Source organism: Streptomyces bottropensis ATCC 25435 (assembly GCF_000383595.1).
In the GTDB taxonomy this organism is placed as follows: Bacteria; Actinomycetota; Actinomycetes; order Streptomycetales; family Streptomycetaceae; genus Streptomyces; species Streptomyces bottropensis.
Genome location: NZ_KB911581.1, coordinates 8,712,053 through 8,728,309 on the forward strand (window position 1 = coordinate 8,712,053; position 16,257 = coordinate 8,728,309).

Genomic DNA, 16,257 nt, shown 5'->3' on the forward strand with positions numbered 1-16,257 from the left:
GGCGCGGCTGGTCTCACCGCACGCCGACCGATGTCTTCTCCCCTTCGATCTGCCGCTGGGCGGCAGCAGCATCCAGTTCGGCCTGCAGGATGGCCTTGATCTTGTCCGCCTCCGCCCTGCCGATGGTGAGGTCCTTGGCGCGGATGGCGTCTTCGATGTGGCGGCGGGAGGCCCGGTCACCGCGCCCCAGCCGTGCGGTGCGGGCGATGGAGAGCAGCTCGTCGGAGATGGGGTTGGCGTCATCCCCTCGTGGCTCTGCGGTGGCTCCCGCCACATCGGCAGAAGCGGAAGCCACATCAGCAGGGACGCCACCCGCGTCGGGCTGGGGCGCAGGTGGCTCCGGCGAACCGGTGTCGTCGTTGTGGCTCAACATGGCGTCCGCCGGCAGCTCAGGCATGGCGGGATGGCGGCAGATGACGATGTAGAAGTGGACGGCGCCAGCCAGGGCGAGCGGGGCGATGGCGGACAGGGCGCCGACCGTGTAGTCGTCGAGGCGCAGGCTGCCGATGTGGCGGGTCTGCTGGTTGAGACGGACCGCGTGCAGGGCGTTGGCCCAGATGCTGGTGACGGTGGCCGCCCCGACGAGCGCCCAGACGTAGACGCGGGAGCGCAAAGGCGCGGTGCGGAGCATGAGCAGGGCGCCGACGCCGATGGCGATGAACCCGTCGATCACGAGCGGGAAGGCGTAGGTGAGCAGCCCACGGATGTGGACGGCGACGGCCATCTGCCGCAGGGCGTCATAGGAGAGCGCGAAGGCGAACGCGGCGAGCATCGCGATGCCGACGCGGATCGAAGCCGTGCCCGGTACAGCGGACGAAGCGGTGGTGGGGGAAGTCAAGCGCAGGCACTCCAGGTGGTTGGCGGCGATCACAGGGTGACGCGAGGGGCACGGTGAGGGCGCGGAGACTCGTCCCACTCGTTGCATGCCTGGTCACAGCAAATACGAGTGGACCGTTGATGTCGGGACGACTCGTTGCGGGTCCCTGACTCGTCCCCGCGCTGACCTGCGCGGGGACGAGTGCGACGGGTCGAGTCGGGTCAGGCGGCGGTGCCGGGCAGCGGCTCGGCCACCGGATCGGCGGGCCCAGCCTGAGGGCCCGGCTCGGGGCAGTAGCGGGCCCAGGTGTCGAGGAACTGGTTGCGCGCGAAGCCCTTGGCCTGGGAGCCGTCACCGAAGCGGCGGTTGGCCGAGCCGATGCCGTACGGCTTCAGCAGTACCTGCAGGCCACGGGCGGTCAGGCCGTTGGCGCCGTACTCCGCCCACGGTGCTTCCTTGTCCGCGTTGAGGTGCTCCAGCAGCCGCTTCGTGCCCAGTACCGCCGGGTCGTTCTCGGCGGCGAAAGCCCGGCGGATACCGACCAGAAGCCGGGTCCGCAGCCCGCCTTCCTCGTCCTGCCCGACTTCGTAGTCGGTCAGGGCGCGGCACGCGGTGCGAGCGAGCGCGGACCATTCGCCACCGGCGAGGTCGGCGATGATCACCAACGGTTCCCAAGTGTCCGCCGCACGGTCCTCGACCGGCATCGGTGGCTCCATGTCCATCGCCCGCACGTGCAGCGGCGTCAACCAGGCGGCGAGCCGGTCGCGTACGGCGTGCAGGGCGGGGGTGTCCCGACTCGTGCGGAAGGCCGCCACCTTCTCGCCCGCCGCTCGGCGCCGCATCCGGATGACCACGGACCGATCCATGATCGTGTCGGGCAGATCGTTGATACCGGCCAGCGCCGCCATGGCGAAGGTGGGGAACGCCTGCGGCTTGTGCTCCGGCCCGGAGACCCGGAGCGTGGGCCGGTTCCGTTGGTGCCCCGCGTTGAGCAGGCCGCGCAGGTCCTCGTTTTTCTCCGCCGCCTTGGCGGTGCCGAAGAGAGTGTCCGCCTCGTCGACCAGGAGGGTCGGCGGGTTCTCCTCGGTGATCGAGCGGAAGATCGCGGCTGGGCTGGCGTTGACGGTGATCAGAGGGCTGCTCACGGTCTCGGTCACCACATCCAGCAGTCGCGACTTGCCGCACCGCTTCTCCGGAGCCACGATCGCCAGGCGCGGTGCGTGCTGCCACGCGGGCTGCAGGTGAGTGGCAGCCACCCACAGCGTCACCGCAGTGACGGCCTCCTCGCTGGGCATCGCCACATACCGCTTGATCTGTGCCCGCAGGTCGGCGAGGACCTGCACGCCGTCGGGGGCGAGCGCCACGGCCGTCTCCTCAACCGGGCTTACGGACGCCTCCGGTTCGGGGACTGGAGTCCCGTCGACCGGCTGGTCGGTGTCGGCGACCGGCGGCCACGCAGTCTTGTCGAGGTCGGAATAGGGCTCGGCTCCCTCATGTTCCACAGGGCAGCTCCTCGTCTGGCGGTGGCGGGCTCGCGCGCCCTTCCCGCCGGGCTGGTTCTTCCAGGGCCGTTCGGGGGTGCTGAAGCCTCCGGCGTTGCCGCGCCGGAAGCTCGCTTCGTTCCCCGAGGGAACACGGACAGTACGTCCACGCCCTGACACAGTCCAGCGATTCTGTGTCAGCTCAGCGCAGAACCGTCTGCTACTCTGCCGCCCCCTTCACGCCGCCAGGCCCAACAGCTCCAACAGATCCGCGGTCACGACCCGGTAGGCGTTGCCGAGCCGGAGCACCTTGCACGGGTACTCGCCCCGCTTCGCCAGCTCATAGCCCTTACTCCGGCCGAGCCCCAGCGCACGGTTGCCTGTTTCCAGGTCAACCGACACGGGGAGGGCGAGAAGCTCCTCCCGACTCATCCCCGTCGACCGTCCTACCGTCTCGTCTTCACGCATGCAGTGCGCCCCTTTCGGTACAGCCCTCGGCGAACGCGCCCATCACGTCCGACTCGAAGCGGCTACCAACCATCATCGGGAAGCTAATGTGTCTGCATGACACAACACGGTTTGGATGCTGATGAGGACGACGTCCCGGAGTGGGCGGATCGGATCAAGGCCAACGTGGCCGGCGAAGTCCGACGGAGAAGAAAGGAGATGGGATGGAGCGCACAGGAACTGGCGGACCAGTGCGAGCGACTGGGGCACCCCATCCCCCGCAACGTCATCGCCAACATGGAATCCGGACGCCGGGCCAACCTTCCCCTAGTGGACGTCATGGTCCTGGCCGCCGCTCTGGAGACGTACCCGGTCTGCCTGATCTTCCCGGTCGGCTACGTCGAGGAGACCCAGGAACTCCCATTCCAGGGCCTCGTCCCCACCTGGGACGCGCTACGCCGCTTCACCGGCGAGCAGGACGTGCCTGAGTACGACGCGGGCCTCGTCCCCAGCTTCGAACTCCACACCAGCCTCGTGGGCACCGCCCTGGCCGCTCTCGACGAGGCGGAACAGGCGGGGTTCGCCGCCAGAACGGCCACCACCCGCGCCCAGAAGGAAGAGGCCGAGAGGAAGCGGACCAGGTACGGCGACGAGGCCATCTCCGCGAAGTACACCCTCCGCCACCTCCGCCGCGACATGCGCGACGAGGGAGCCACCCCACCCGAGCTGCCACATGCACTGGGCGACGTCGACCCGCCCGCACCCGATGCCGACACCATCACGGAGGATCGCCTTTGAAGGGTTCAACCCACCGCCGCTGCTACTGCCGAGACCCCAAGACGGGCAAACCCCTCGGCAAGAACTGTCCGAAGCTCTCCAGCCGTAAGCACGGCTCGTACTCCATACGCCAGGAACTCCCGCCCCACGAGGACGGCACCCGCCGCTCCTTCAGCCGAGCCGGCTACGAGTCTCTGAAGGCCGCTCAGGCGGACCTCGACCACGTCCGCTCCCTGCTCGCCCTGGCGGACAAGGACGACCCGGACAGCCTCCAGCGCCTCGTCGCGATGCTGGAGGAGGTCGCGGTCGAGAAGGCCCCGCTGCCGGCCATCGAGGAGACCCGACGCCGCCTGAGGGCGGGTCTCGCCCTCCGTGGCAGCCTCACCGTCGGCGAGTGGCTCGACCAGTGGTTCGCCGCGAAGAAGCGCCGCAAGACCACGCTCAACGGCTACGCGTCCCACATCCGCGTCCACCTGAAGCCCCGCATCGGGCAGGTACGCCTCGACCGCCTCAACGTCGGCCACCTGGTGGAGATGTTCGACGCGATCGCCGACGAGAACGAGGCGATCGCGGCCGAGAACGAAGCCCGGCGGGAGCAGATCGCCCGCTGCAAGCCGAGCAAGCCCGGTCGCCCCGTCGGAGCCGAGCGGAAGCTGCTCGCGGCCGAACGGGCGAAGCTGGCGGAGATGAAGCCGTTCCGGAAGACAACCGGCGCGGCCAGTCGTCAGGCGATCCGCCGCACTCTCCGCGCCGCCCTTAACTCCGCGATCGCCCAGCAGCTGATCACCTTCAACCCGGCGTCCCACGTCGAGTTGGAGTCAGGCAGGCGCCCGAAGCCCCTTCTATGGACGGATGAGCGAGTCCGGCGGTGGCGCGAGACGGGCGAGATCCCTAGCGCGGTCATGGTGTGGACCCCGCAGCAGTTCGGCGCTTTCCTCGACGCCGCCGAAGGCGACCGCCTGTACGCGATCTTCCACCTGATGGGCACCCGTGGCCTCCGTCGTGGCGAGGCAGTCGGCCAGGACTGGCACGAGATCGACCTCGACAACGGCCTCATCACGCCCGCCAAGGAAATCGTGGTGGACGGCTGGGACACGTACGAGTCCGAGCCGAAGACGGACGGCAGCGCCAGCACGATCGCCCTGGACAGCTTGAACATCGCAGCCCTGCGCGAGCACCGCGCCCGCCAGCTGAAGGAGCGGGAGAAGTGGGGTGACGCCTGGCAGGACACCGGCAAGGTGTTCACCCGGGAGAACGGCGCCTGGCTCCACCCCGAGACCGCGTCGGAGACCTTCCGACAGATCCTGGCCCGCACTGGCCTACCGCCGATTACCCTTCGTGATCTACGTCATGTGTCGGCAACCCTCACCCATGGCGGTGGCGGCGACCTCCACACGATCAAGGAAATGCTTCGCCACTCCACGATCACGCTGACCTCGGACACGTACACGAGCTTGCTCCCCGAGGTCGACCAGGCAGCAGCTGAAGCAGCCGTCCGACTAGTGCCACGCGCCCGCCCTGGCAAGGCCGCAGAAATAAATCAGGCCACATCATGAGAAAAACCGCGCAGCATTGCTGTCATGGAAAACCAGAGCAACCTGTCCATCACCCTGATCACGATGGACCGCGCGGCGGCGTGCACCATCTTCACCCGTTCGGACGGGAAGGAGGCCCGGCTTCCGTTGGACCCGTCCCCGTTCGATGACACGAGCGTCCTAGCCCGGCTCGACTTCACCCCGGCTTACGGAGCGCTCCTCGCCACCACTCTGAGCGGCGATCAGGTCCTCTTTGAGATGCCGCTGGAAGGGGCCGACGATCAGCTGGCAAGACGGCTCGTCGTGTACCTCGACCAGAACCAGTGGAGCCTGCTGAGCAACGCCGATCGCGGCGCAGAGAAGAGCAGCGAGGTGGACCGGGTCGCTGCCCGAAAGCTCAAGAAGTGGGTGGACCAACGCCGAATCGTCCTACCTGCCTCTGCCGGCCACTACTTCGAGACCGGCAAGCGGTTCAGCACGGACAAGCGCTACGACCTCGGACTAACGATCTTGCAGTACAGCCGCGGCTGGCAGATGCGTGATCCGTTGCAGGTCCGGCGGAACGAGCTTCACGATGCCTTCTGCCACCGAATGGACCGGCCCGGCAGAGTACGCTCCGCCCCGGTCTTCACTCTCGCCCCGGACGCCCTATACGCCCCCACCCGGTGGGCTGGTATTGCCCAAACGCCAATGCCACAGAATCGCTTGGCTTTCCAAACCAAGGCGCTGCTCACTGCCTCCGTTTCCATTGATGCCATGCTCGACACCCAGCGGGTCGAGGAGGGACCGGACACCGGATGGATGGCGACGAGCCAACGCTTCAGTGACTGGCTAGACGAACTGGATCAGAACTCACAGCAGAAGCGCAGGGCCATCGACCTCCATCTCGTCAAGGACCTGCAGCAGGAATTGGCCGAAGAGGCGGCTGCGGCAGACGTTCCGCAGGAGTTGTTCCGCGAGTGGGGCGTCAAGGGATGGGTGCGCGCTATCGGAGGGGCTCCGGCCGTCGGCCTCTTCCGGGAAATGCTGCAGAGCCGACACCTCAACAAGGGCACAACGTGGCGACGGAATGATCTGACGGACATGGTCTACCTGTCCTGTGCAGCCGGGTACGCGGACTTCGTTGTCTGCGAAAAGCATATGCGCGACCCATTGCAGCGCGGCTTGAAGCGCATGGGACGCTCGGCACAGGTCTACCGTCGGCTTACCGACGCTGTAGCGGCCATCGAGGAGCTTCTGGAAGCGCCCCCCTCCCCTGTGGGCCCTGCGCAGTAGCGCTGGCGGGTCCTATCTCCCCGACCTGCGCCGATGGGTGGCTTACACGGTTCTAGTGTGGGACGGACACACGTCGACCGCCGCGTCCAGGAAGCTGCAACCGAGTGGAGCCGCTGGGCGCCCTCAAACACACACGGATCTTCATCACTCCGCAGGCACCGACGAGGGCGCTTCGGCCACCAGGGCGGCCGCTGAGTGGCGCCTAACTGTCCTGTGGGCGCCACGCAAGGCAGGTCCTAGTCCAGGTTCGGCAGCTGACTGAATCCGCTGCAGGGGTGTAGGCATCGGTAGCAAGAAACGTCTCTCCCCGTCGGGTCTTCTCCCAAGCCGCGGCGGAGGACCTCTCGGCTCAACTCAATCTTGGTGAAGCGGGCCAGGGGATCTCTGGGCCGGGACACCAAACTCACTTCATGGAGCTGCAACTGGGACATGACGGGCCGCGGAAAGGCGGAGACGGTCTCACCATCGGTGTGTGGACAGCTGAGCCTGCCGCAAACGTTGCACGCACCTTCAACGTCACGCCGCACGGTTATGTCGTATCGGGTATCGAGCAGGTGCGGACAGGAATCGATGTCTTGCTCGCACAAGGAACAATTGCGAGTCGCAGTGAAGCCAGCAGACATGCCCCATCTGCTGTGCATGAGCGAGACTCGGCATACGTCCCAGTAAATATCGTCGGAGTACTCGATGTTGCAGCCGAAGAGTCCGCCTACGAGGGCTGCGACGTGGTGAGCGTGTCGGTGAGCGAGTTCGGAAAGCTCGCTGTCCTCAAGGAAGTTGTAGGCGTCCACTGCACGGGCGAGCGAGGTGCGTGCCGCCGCTTCCAGGCCACTCCACGGGTCGGTGAGCTGGGACGTGTCGCGCGGCAGGTGCAGAGAACGCGCCATCGCCAGGTACTGGCGGTGGCCCCGCCCATCGGAGATGGGCTTACCGATGGGCCATGGAGAGGACAGGGCGCGCGCCGCGATGTTGGCTCGCAGTTGGCGCCGGGCTTGCGACCACACGTGGATCAGGAAGTCCCGTTGTGCGCTCATCGTCCACAGTCCGCGGCGGTGGATCTCCTGTGTCGTAGATGTCCAGGAGGGAAGGCGGGCCAGGGACAGGCCCCAGGCGAGGGAGATGCTGCGACAGCACTGCCCGTACAGGCGCATGGATTCTCGCAGAGCTGTTACGCCGTCCTGGTGCATCATGGCCAGGCGCACAGGGCCTGATGCCGGGGGCAAAGGTACCCCGGTGCGAATGACGAGGCCGGAAACTCTCATCCAGTGGTGTCCTCCGGAGTGGCATCGTGCGGGTCTGCTGGGGGAAGCTCGGCACGGGCCGGGTCGGACACGGCCGCTTGGATAAGGTTCTCGATGTCTGCCAGCCGGCTGGTGATCTCCAGACCCCGGATGACTGTTTCGTTCTCGGTCCGTACGATCTCAGCGATCTTGACCGTCACACGCGCCTCATCGACCTCCTCATCAGGACAGCTGGGTCCCAGTGAGGAGCGTGCCCGCTGCCAGGCAGTCAGGATGATGCTTTTGACCAGATCGGTGGTGAGCGTGGTGGCCACAGCGATACCGACGGTGGCCACCACCTCAATGGCCCCGTACTCACTGAGATAGCGGCGGTCTTCTCGCGCGCACGCGAAGTCAATGTCAACGCCACGGTGTCGCAGCGTCTTGATCAAGCCCGCCACGTCGTCCCGATAGACGGCCATCCCGTCGATGCTTGAGTCCGGCAGCAGGAACACGCGGCCACCCGTGGGGGCAGTCAGCACCGTCTCGGGCAGGTCTGCCGCTGAGATATCCCAGCGTGTCACAGCATCGGTGATCTCTTTGGCCATCAGCAGGAGCCCTCTCGTGCCTACGCGTTGTTCGCGTGCCCAGCCTAAAGCTGCGTGGGATCACGCTGTCCCCGCACGCAGTAATCCCTTCGGCTGCGGCCGATCCGTCGGCTACCGCGGCACGGGGGGGCGAGAGGCGCCTCGTCGCTGCGAAGCCTCTCAGACGAGCCCGCGAGGGATCGTGTCAGCACCACCAAACGTGCGGCCCTGATCGAACATCCGCTCACGCATCGCTCACGCACGAGCCGGAAAACGAAGCAGCGCCCGAGCTAGCCGAAGCCGACCCGGACGCTGCACCGCAGGTCAGAGGGGCTAACCCCCACCCGCGAACCGTAGGCCCTGTGGGACTCGAACCCACAACCAATGGATTAAAAGTCCACTGCTCTGCCAATTGAGCTAAGGGCCCAGGCGATGTTGCCTCCCCGAGCATAGCCGGACGTGGCCGGGAGTCCGATCGGGTATCGGTGCCCCGGCCGCGTCGGAAGTCCGCAAAAAGGTCCGCCGCAGAACAGAACGGACGGAAGATCGCCGGAAGCGGGGCGAGTTGGCTGATGCCCGAGCCCCCTCGGTCAGGGCGGCCTCGTCCTCACCGCGCCACCTTCCGCGCCGCCTCCCGGGCCACGCTGCGCTCGTGCTCGGGGTTGAGGAACCAGTGGCGGGCGGATGCGGCCCACCAGATCGCGGCGAAGCCCAGTACCACCAGGACGGCGACCGGCGCGTAGTTGAAGTTCTCCCAGGTGACCGGGGACAGCTGCGGAAGCATGAACAGCACGGTGATCGCGAGGACCCACACCACGGCGATGATCCCGATCACCCGGGACCAGCGCCCCAGGTGCCAGGGGCCGCGCTCGAAGGCGTCGCCCTTGCGCAGCCGCAGCAAGGTGGGAATGACGTAGGCGATGTAGAGGCCGATCACCGCGATCGAGGTGACGGCGGCGTAGGCGGTGACATTGATCAGGTACGGGAGGCCGAGCACCAGCGCGGCGCCCGCCGCCAGCCAGACGGCCGCCACGGGGGTGCGGGTGCGCGGGCTGACGGTGTGCCAGACGTGCGAGTACGGGAGCGCGCCGTCGCGGGAGAAGGCGTAGATCATGCGGCTGTTGGCGGTGACGGACGCCATACCGCAGAACAGCTGTGCGCCGATGATGACGAGGAGGAGCAGCTTGCCGCCGGTCGCGCCGAGCGCGTCGAGCAGGATCTGCGCGGGTGGCACCCCGGTCGCCGACTCGCGGGCGCCGTCGTAGGACTGGATGGCGAAGGTGAAGCCGAGGAGGAGGACGAAGCCTGCCACCCAGGACGTCCAGATGGACTGGACGATGCCCTTGGGGCCGGCCGTCGACGCGTCGTGCGTCTCCTCGGTCATATGGGCGGAGGCGTCGTACCCGGTGAAGGTGTACTGCGCCATCAGCAGGCCCAGCAGCACCACGTACAGCCCGCTTCCCCAGCCCGTGTGGTTGACGAACTCCGTGAACACGAAGGACGCCGACTGATGGCTGTCGGGGACGATGACGAGCGCGCCGACGATGACGGCCACGCCCACGACGTGCCACCACACGCTGATGCTGTTCAGCAGCCCGACGATGCCCACGCCGAAGGTGTTCAGCAGGCCGTGCAGCAACAGGATCGCGGCGAAGAGGAGGATCGTCCGGCCCGGGGTCACCTCGAAGCCGAACTCCAGGTTCAGATAAGCCGCCAGGAAGGACGCCGCGCCGAAGTCGATGCCGGCGGTCACGGCGACCTGGCCGAGCACGTTGAACCAGCCCGTGAACCACGCCCAGGCTGCCGCGCTGCGCTCCGGTGCCAGCCGATGGGCCCAGAAGTACAGCCCGGCGGAGGTCGGATAGGCCGAGCAGATCTCGGCCATGGCGAGGCCCACGAAGAGCGTCATCAGGCCGACCGCGACCCAGCCCCAGGTGATCACCGCGGGCCCGCCGGTGTTCATGCCGAAGAGGTAGAGCGTCATACAGCCGGACAGGACCGAGATGATCGTGAAGGAGACCGCGTAGTTGGAGAACGCGGACATACGGCGGGCGAGGACCTGTGTGTAGCCCAGCTGGGCCAGACGTTCCTCGTCGGACACCGAGACCGACACAGACTCCGGAGCCGAAGCCCCGGCTGCCCCACGGGCTATGTCGTCTTCTGTCATGCCCCCAGCAATTCCCTCTCCGGGGACATGACATGCGCCACGCCGTGGCCGAAAATCGGCGGGAACCGATCGATGCGAGATCGAACCTGACCGAACACGCACGAAGGGCCCGTACGACCGGAGTCGTACGGGCCCTTCGAGGTGTGAGTCGGCGTCAGCCACCGGCCTCAGCGAGTGGGATCAGCCACCGATCAGCCGTTGCGCTTCCAGCGCGGCTTGTCGTCGCGGCGGCCGAAGGACGCACCCGAGCCGGAGCCCGTGCCGCGGTGGTCGTCGCGACGGCCCTGCGGGCGGTCGTGACCGCCGGCGCGGAAACCGCCGCCGGTGGGGCGGTCGCCCTGGCGGTCACGGTTGAAGGGACGGTCGCTGCCCCGGTGACCGGTGGACGGGCGGTCGTCGCGGCGGAAGCCGCCACGGTCGCCACCGTCACGACGGTCGTCCCGGCGGAAGCCACCGCCCGAGGGGCGCTCGTCACGACGCTCGAAGGAGCGGCCACCACGGTCGTTGTCACGGTTGAACCCACCGGACGGGCGGTCGTCGCGGCGGAAGCCGCCACGGTCGCCACCGTCACGACGGTCGTCCCGGCGGAAGCCACCGCCCGAGGGGCGCTCGTCACGACGCTCGAAGGAGCGGCCACCACGGTCGTTGTCACGGTTGAACCCACCGGACGGGCGGTCGTCGCGGCGGAAGCCGCCACGGTCGCCACCGTCACGACGGTCGTCCCGGCGGAAGCCACCGCCCGAGGGGCGCTCGTCACGACGCTCGAAGGAGCGGCCACCACGGTCGTAGTCACGGTTGAACCCACCGGACGGACGCTCGTCCCGACGCTCGCGGCGCTCGTAGTTGCCCCGCTCGTCACGGCGCGGACGCTCCTCGCGTGCCTGCGCCGCAGCGGCGGCCGTCGCCTCGGCGGCGGCCTCCTCGACGACGACTGCGGCAACGGCCTCGGCCACCGCGGCCACGGCCGCCTCCGGGTCCTCGCCCCGCTCGCGCGCGGCACGCGCGGTCAGCCGGTCGGCCTCCTCGCGCAGTTCGTTGGCACGACGTGTGGCGCGCTCCAGCTCCTTGGTGAGCTGCGAGACCTCACGCTCGGCCTGCTGCGCGGCGTTGCCCGCGGACTCGGCCTGGACCTCGGTCATCGACCGGGCGCCGGTGATGTCGGCGACCTCGGTGTCGAAGGCCGTACCGCCCTGGATGATGTGGCGCGAGGCGTCGACGCCCGCGTCCTCCATCAGGCGGAAGATCTGGCGGCGCTGGTGCGGCAGGGACAGGGACACGACCGTGCCGCTGCGGCCCGCGCGGGCCGTACGGCCGGAGCGGTGCAGGTAGTCCTTGTGGTCACCGGCCGGGTCCACGTTGAGGACCAGGTCGATGCCGTCGACGTGGATACCGCGGGCGGCCACGTCGGTCGCGACGAGCGCGTTGACGTAGCCCTTCTTGAAGTCCTCGAGCACACGGGTACGCGCGCCCTGCGTCATACCGCCGTGGAGCGCGTCGGCCTTCACACCGGAGTCGCAGAGCTGCTCGGCGATGCGGTCGGCGCCCAGCTGGGTGCGGACGAAGATGATCGTGCGGCCCTTGCGGGAGGCGATCGCGGCGGTGACCGGCGCCTTGTCCTTGGGCTTCACGATCAGGATGTGGTGCGACATGGTCGTGACGTTGCCCTGGGCGCTGTCGACCTCGTGCGTGACGGGGTTGCTCAGGTAGCGCTTGACCAGCGTGGAGATCTCGTTCTCCATCGTGGCCGAGAACAGCATGCGCTGGCCGCCGCCCGGGATCTGGTCGAGCAGCTCGGTGACCTCGGGCAGGAAGCCCAGGTCGGACATCTGGTCGGCCTCGTCGAGCACGGCGACCTGGACGTTCTCCAGGGAGCAGGCGCCACGGTTGATGAGGTCGCGCAGCCGGCCCGGGGTCGCGACGAGGACGTCGACGCCGCGCTCCAGGGCGTAGATCTGGTTGCCCATCGACGTACCGCCGCAGACGACCTTCATCTTCATGCCGAGGACGTCGCCGTACGGCTGGAGGGCGTCCGCGACCTGCATCGCGAGCTCACGGGTCGGCGTGAGGATGATGCCGCGGGGCTTCTTCTTCTCGGTGTGACCGCCGGACAGCTGTGCGAGCAGCGGCAGACCGAACGACAGCGTCTTGCCGGAACCGGTGCGGCCGCGGCCGAGGATGTCCTTGCCGGCCAGGGCGTCCGGGATGGTCGCGGCCTGGATCGGGAAGGGGGTGGTCACGCCGTTCTGCGCGAGCTTGCGCACGACGCCCTCAGGGAGACCGAGAGTCGCGAAGGTGACCTCGGGAGCGGCCTCGGCGGAGGCGTTCTCGATGTTCTCGACGACCTCTGCGTCCGCGCCGTTCTCGGGCACGACAACGTGATCAGTACTGGAAATGGACATGCGTATGCGAAACCTTCCGGAGTCTCGTCGGCACGCGCCCGTCAACTCCGTGATTCGCACACGACCGCCTCTATGCGGTCAGCCACGGCAAGGGAGAGTACGCGCCACACGGCGCGCTCTGTGATGGCGCCGGGCAATGGGGCAATGGGATCAAACGATCTGCCACCATACGCACCCGCAACCCCTCAAGGCAAACCCAGCGGATATCCGCAGGTCCGGGCCCGACGTTTTCGGGCGGAGGTGAGGGCCGACGTCAAGCGGCGGCAGAAATCCCATCGTACAGCATGCGTGGGGCGGCTCGTACAGCATGCTGTGCTGCCCGCCCAGCATGCGCGGGGCGGCGCTACGCCGCGTCGCCCGCCTCCGGCGCCGGCTCCCGCTCCATGAGCTGCGCGCCCTGCTCGTGCGCGGACGACGACGGCTCGGCCGAGGGCTCGGGCACGGGCGAGGGCGACTCCGGCGGCTCGGTCGGCTCGGGCTCGGGCTCCACGACCGGCGGCGGGGACGGCTCGCCCTTCGTCGGCTCGGGCTTCCGCGGCCCCTCGCCCTTCCCTTCGCCCTTGCCTCCCTCGGGCGGCTTCGCCCTCCCGGACGGCTCGGCCGTCCGGGAAGCCGACGCGGACGCGGAAGGGGACCCGGACGCGGAAGGGCCGGGCGAGGCGGAGCCGTGCCGCTTCCCCCGCCCGGCCTGGTACCCCGTACCGCCGCCGCCCGTCCACGCGGAGCCCCCGTCCGGCCTCTCGCCGCCCCGCTGCCCCGCGGACGGCCCGGGCCTCGGCCCGTCGTCCCCCACGCTCATACAGCCGGCGGCCGCCGCTACGGCCATGACCGTGGCGGCCAGACGGACAGGTACGTTCAAGGCGCGCACGGCGGCCACCTCCGAGGGGGGCGTGAAGGAGAGTCCCCCTGCCCAACTCCCGCCGCCCACAAGAGGACACGCGCCGCCCGGCGCCCGCGCCGGCCCCTATCCGTACCCCAGCGCGTGCAACCGCGCGTCGTCGATCCCGAAGTGATGCGCGATCTCGTGCACCACGGTCACCTCGGTCTCCGCGACCACGTCCTCCCGCGACTCGCACATCCGCAGCGTCGGCCCCCGGTAGATCGTGATCCGGTCCGGCAGGACCCCCGCGTACCACTCCCCGCGATCCGTGAGCGGAGTCCCCTCGTACAGCCCGAGCAACTCGGGGTCGTCGGCGGGCGGCTCGTCCTCGACGAACACCGCCACGTTGTCCATCAGCCGTGTCAGCTCCGGCGGAATCCGGTCCAACGCCGTGGCGACCAGTTCCTCGAACTCCTCGCGCGTCATCTCCAGCACAAGGCCATTGTCGTGCACGACACGCGGGTACGAGAGCCCCGGGAAGCACGCGGGCCACACCAGGCACCGCGGAACCAGCGACACCCGCGAACCCCGAACCCACGCACACCCACGCACACCCACGCACCGTCCACCCGCACGGCGTCCCGGCGGGCACCCCTCCCGCCCCCATCACCCCCGCCGCATATCCGCCCCCGCCCCGGGGCATACGCGACCAATGGCACGCGCCCCCGCCGACCCGGCCTCCGCCGACACCCCCGACCCTCCGCGTTCGACCCTGCGCCGCATCCGCCGCGCCCTGCTCCGCGCCCCCCGCGCCCTGGCCCGGCACTACCGGTCCCGCCGCGCGCACCCGACCGTCGAGCTGGTCCACCACCCCCACCCCTGGGGGCGGGCACTCAGCCTGGTCGCGGTCGTCCTGCTCGGCGCCTGGCTGGGCCTGCTGATCGTGGGCAACGTCCGCACCCCCGTCGGCCCCATGAACACGACGATGACCCTGCGCCCGTCCCTCACCGGCGGCACGAAGATCAACGTCTCCCCGCTGGGCGCCCTGGAGCTGCGCAGCCACAACGCCCCCGTACGCCTGGACGTCAACGTCGACCAGCTCGACCCGGAGCGCGCCCAGGCCCTGGTCGACCACCCCGAGCGGATCTCCGGACTGCAGGAGGAGATCGCCTCCGACGTGCGGCACGGCACCATCGACCTGGCCGTACGCTCCGGCGTCGCCGTCGTCTCGGGAGCCACCGCGCTCGGCCTCGCCGTGTACCGCCGCCCCCGCCGCGCCCTGGCCGCCGGCGGTCTCGCCTTCGTGCTCCTGGCCGGCGCCGGGGGCACCGCCGCCGCCACCTGGAACCCCAACTCCGTCCTGGAGCCGAAGTTCTCGGGCCTGCTCTCCTCCGCGCCCTCCCTGGTGGGCAACGCGCGCAGCATCGTCACCGAGTTCGACGTCTACCAGAAGGAGTTGGCCCGCCTGGTGACGAACGTGACCAAGCTGTACGACGTCACGTCCACGCTGCCCGCGTACCAGCCGGACCCGACGACGATCCGCGTCCTGCACGTCTCCGACATCCATCTGAACCCCGCCAGCTGGAAGATCATCGCCTCGCTGGTCGAGCAGTACGAGATCAACGTCATCGTCGACTCCGGCGACACCATGGACCACGGCACCGCCGCCGAGAACGGGTTCCTCGACCCGATCGCCGACCTCGGGGCCCCGTACGTCTGGGTGCGCGGCAACCACGACTCCCGTGCGACGCAGCGCTATCTGGAGGGCATCGACCACACCCACGTCCTCGACGAGGGGAAGGCGGTGACCGTGGGCGGGCTGCGCTTCGCCGGGATGGGGGACCCGCAGTTCACCCCGGACCGCTCGGCCGGCGCGTCGGGCCTGCCGTCGGAGGAGGCGGCCGGGCGGCGGCTGGCGGACGCCCTGCGCGCGCAGCGGGCCGCGGGCACCCCCGTGGACATCGCGATCGCCCACAACCCGGACGCCGCCCGGGAGACGGACGGCGACGTCCCGCTCGTCCTCGCCGGGCATCTGCACCATCCCGAGATGGAGGTCCTCCGCGAGGGCACCCGCCTGCGCATCGAGGGCTCGACGGGCGGCAGCGGTCTGCGCGCCCTGGAGGGGCAGCACCCCGACCCGATCGAGGCCTCGGTCCTGTACCTCGACCGCGACACCCGTCGCCTGCAGGCCTGGGACGAGATCAAGCTGGGCGGCCTGGGCCTGACGACGGCGGAGGTCAGCCGCCATCTGCCCAAGGAGAACCAGCCGGGGGCCGCACCCGGGGAGGAGGGCGGCGCCGAACGGTCCCCATCGCCCTCGGGAAGTACGCCGAGGAATGGGTCTCCCAGCGGCCCGTAAACCGTTTTGGCGATACCTCCCGCCATCACCTATGCTTCTCACGTCCCCGACGCGCTGACGAAGCGCCCAGGCGGGCCGATAGCCCTCATCGTCTAGCGGCCTAGGACGCCGCCCTTTCAAGGCGGTAGCACGGGTTCGAATCCCGTTGGGGGCACGCAAAACCGTGTGCGAGACTAGTCCCGCACAAGCTTGGTCCTGTGGAGCAGTTTGGAGTGCTCGCCACCCTGTCAAGGTGGAGGCCGCGGGTTCAAATCCCGTCAGGACCGCTGATGTTTCACGTGAAACATCGCGGCTGGGTAGCTCAGTTGGTACGAGCGATCGCCTGAAAAGCGATAGGTCGCCGGTTCGACCCCGGCCCCAGCCACATCGTGAC

12 protein-coding genes and 4 tRNA genes are annotated in these 16,257 nt (G+C 68.9%); 7 read left to right on the top strand and 9 right to left on the bottom strand.

Annotation, left to right across the window (positions count from 1 at the left end; all coding sequences use genetic code 11):
* Nucleotides 1-13: 13 nt before the first annotated feature.
* The 3 genes from STRBO_RS0138650 to STRBO_RS0138660 all read right to left on the bottom strand — a co-directional run bounded on the left by STRBO_RS0138650 (nucleotide 14) and on the right by STRBO_RS0138660 (nucleotide 2,766).
* On the bottom strand, nucleotides 14-871 hold the full coding sequence (locus STRBO_RS0138650) for a DUF2637 domain-containing protein (protein WP_005482624.1): 858 nt from the start codon (nucleotides 869-871) through the stop codon (nucleotides 14-16).
* Between the two features lie 167 nt (nucleotides 872-1,038).
* A complete protein-coding gene (locus STRBO_RS40835; RefSeq protein WP_020115769.1) occupies nucleotides 1,039-2,319 on the bottom strand; it encodes a DUF3631 domain-containing protein in 1,281 nt (426 codons plus the stop codon).
* Between the two features lie 216 nt (nucleotides 2,320-2,535).
* Nucleotides 2,536-2,766 carry a hypothetical protein gene (locus STRBO_RS0138660; protein WP_028797099.1) on the bottom strand — a complete coding sequence of 77 codons (231 nt, stop codon included), beginning with the start codon at nucleotides 2,764-2,766 and terminating at the stop codon, nucleotides 2,536-2,538.
* Between the two features lie 111 nt (nucleotides 2,767-2,877).
* Between STRBO_RS0138660 and STRBO_RS0138665 the strand changes: the two genes are divergently transcribed.
* From STRBO_RS0138665 to STRBO_RS0138675, 3 genes are read left to right on the top strand one after another with little or no spacing between them, the layout of a single operon-like run.
* Nucleotides 2,878-3,543: a helix-turn-helix domain-containing protein gene (locus STRBO_RS0138665; RefSeq protein WP_005482629.1), complete on the top strand. Its 666-nt coding sequence runs from the start codon at nucleotides 2,878-2,880 to the stop codon at nucleotides 3,541-3,543.
* A complete protein-coding gene (locus STRBO_RS0138670; RefSeq protein WP_005482631.1) occupies nucleotides 3,540-5,078 on the top strand; it encodes a site-specific integrase in 1,539 nt (512 codons plus the stop codon). Before STRBO_RS0138665 ends, STRBO_RS0138670 begins: the two co-directional genes overlap by 4 nt.
* Before the next feature lie 24 nt (nucleotides 5,079-5,102).
* Complete coding sequence (locus STRBO_RS0138675; RefSeq protein ID WP_005482633.1) at nucleotides 5,103-6,332, top strand: hypothetical protein; 1,230 nt, start codon at nucleotides 5,103-5,105, stop codon at nucleotides 6,330-6,332.
* A 1,258-nt stretch (nucleotides 6,333-7,590) separates the two neighbouring features.
* Here STRBO_RS0138675 and STRBO_RS0138685 read toward each other — a convergent pair.
* The 6 genes from STRBO_RS0138685 to STRBO_RS0138710 form a co-directional block, all read right to left on the bottom strand.
* Nucleotides 7,591-8,160, bottom strand: coding sequence for a hypothetical protein (locus STRBO_RS0138685; protein WP_020115772.1), 570 nt, complete (start codon nucleotides 8,158-8,160; stop codon nucleotides 7,591-7,593).
* A gap of 333 nt (nucleotides 8,161-8,493) precedes the next feature.
* Nucleotides 8,494-8,566, bottom strand: a tRNA-Lys gene (locus STRBO_RS0138690).
* Nucleotides 8,567-8,746: 180 nt separating this feature from the next.
* Nucleotides 8,747-10,306 (bottom strand): amino acid permease, encoded by a 1,560-nt coding sequence (locus STRBO_RS0138695; protein ID WP_005482639.1) that lies wholly within the window; start codon nucleotides 10,304-10,306, stop codon nucleotides 8,747-8,749.
* A 191-nt stretch (nucleotides 10,307-10,497) separates the two neighbouring features.
* Entirely contained in the window at nucleotides 10,498-12,705 is a 2,208-nt protein-coding gene (locus STRBO_RS0138700; RefSeq protein ID WP_037627721.1) for a DEAD/DEAH box helicase, read from the bottom strand.
* 343 nt (nucleotides 12,706-13,048) lie between these two features.
* Complete coding sequence (locus tag STRBO_RS0138705; protein WP_020115775.1) at nucleotides 13,049-13,573, bottom strand: hypothetical protein; 525 nt, start codon at nucleotides 13,571-13,573, stop codon at nucleotides 13,049-13,051.
* Between the two features lie 96 nt (nucleotides 13,574-13,669).
* Nucleotides 13,670-14,020 carry a metallopeptidase family protein gene (locus tag STRBO_RS0138710; protein WP_005482646.1) on the bottom strand — a complete coding sequence of 117 codons (351 nt, stop codon included), beginning with the start codon at nucleotides 14,018-14,020 and terminating at the stop codon, nucleotides 13,670-13,672.
* Between the two features lie 217 nt (nucleotides 14,021-14,237).
* Between STRBO_RS0138710 and STRBO_RS0138715 the strand changes: the two genes are divergently transcribed.
* From STRBO_RS0138715 to STRBO_RS0138730, 4 genes are all read left to right on the top strand, one after another.
* Nucleotides 14,238-15,884: a metallophosphoesterase family protein gene (locus tag STRBO_RS0138715; RefSeq protein ID WP_005482648.1), complete on the top strand. Its 1,647-nt coding sequence runs from the start codon at nucleotides 14,238-14,240 to the stop codon at nucleotides 15,882-15,884.
* Between the two features lie 81 nt (nucleotides 15,885-15,965).
* Nucleotides 15,966-16,038: transfer RNA gene (locus tag STRBO_RS0138720), tRNA-Glu, on the top strand.
* Between the two features lie 37 nt (nucleotides 16,039-16,075).
* A tRNA-Asp gene (locus STRBO_RS0138725) sits at nucleotides 16,076-16,150 on the top strand.
* Between the two features lie 24 nt (nucleotides 16,151-16,174).
* Nucleotides 16,175-16,248: transfer RNA gene (locus STRBO_RS0138730), tRNA-Phe, on the top strand.
* Nucleotides 16,249-16,257 lie beyond the last annotated feature (9 nt).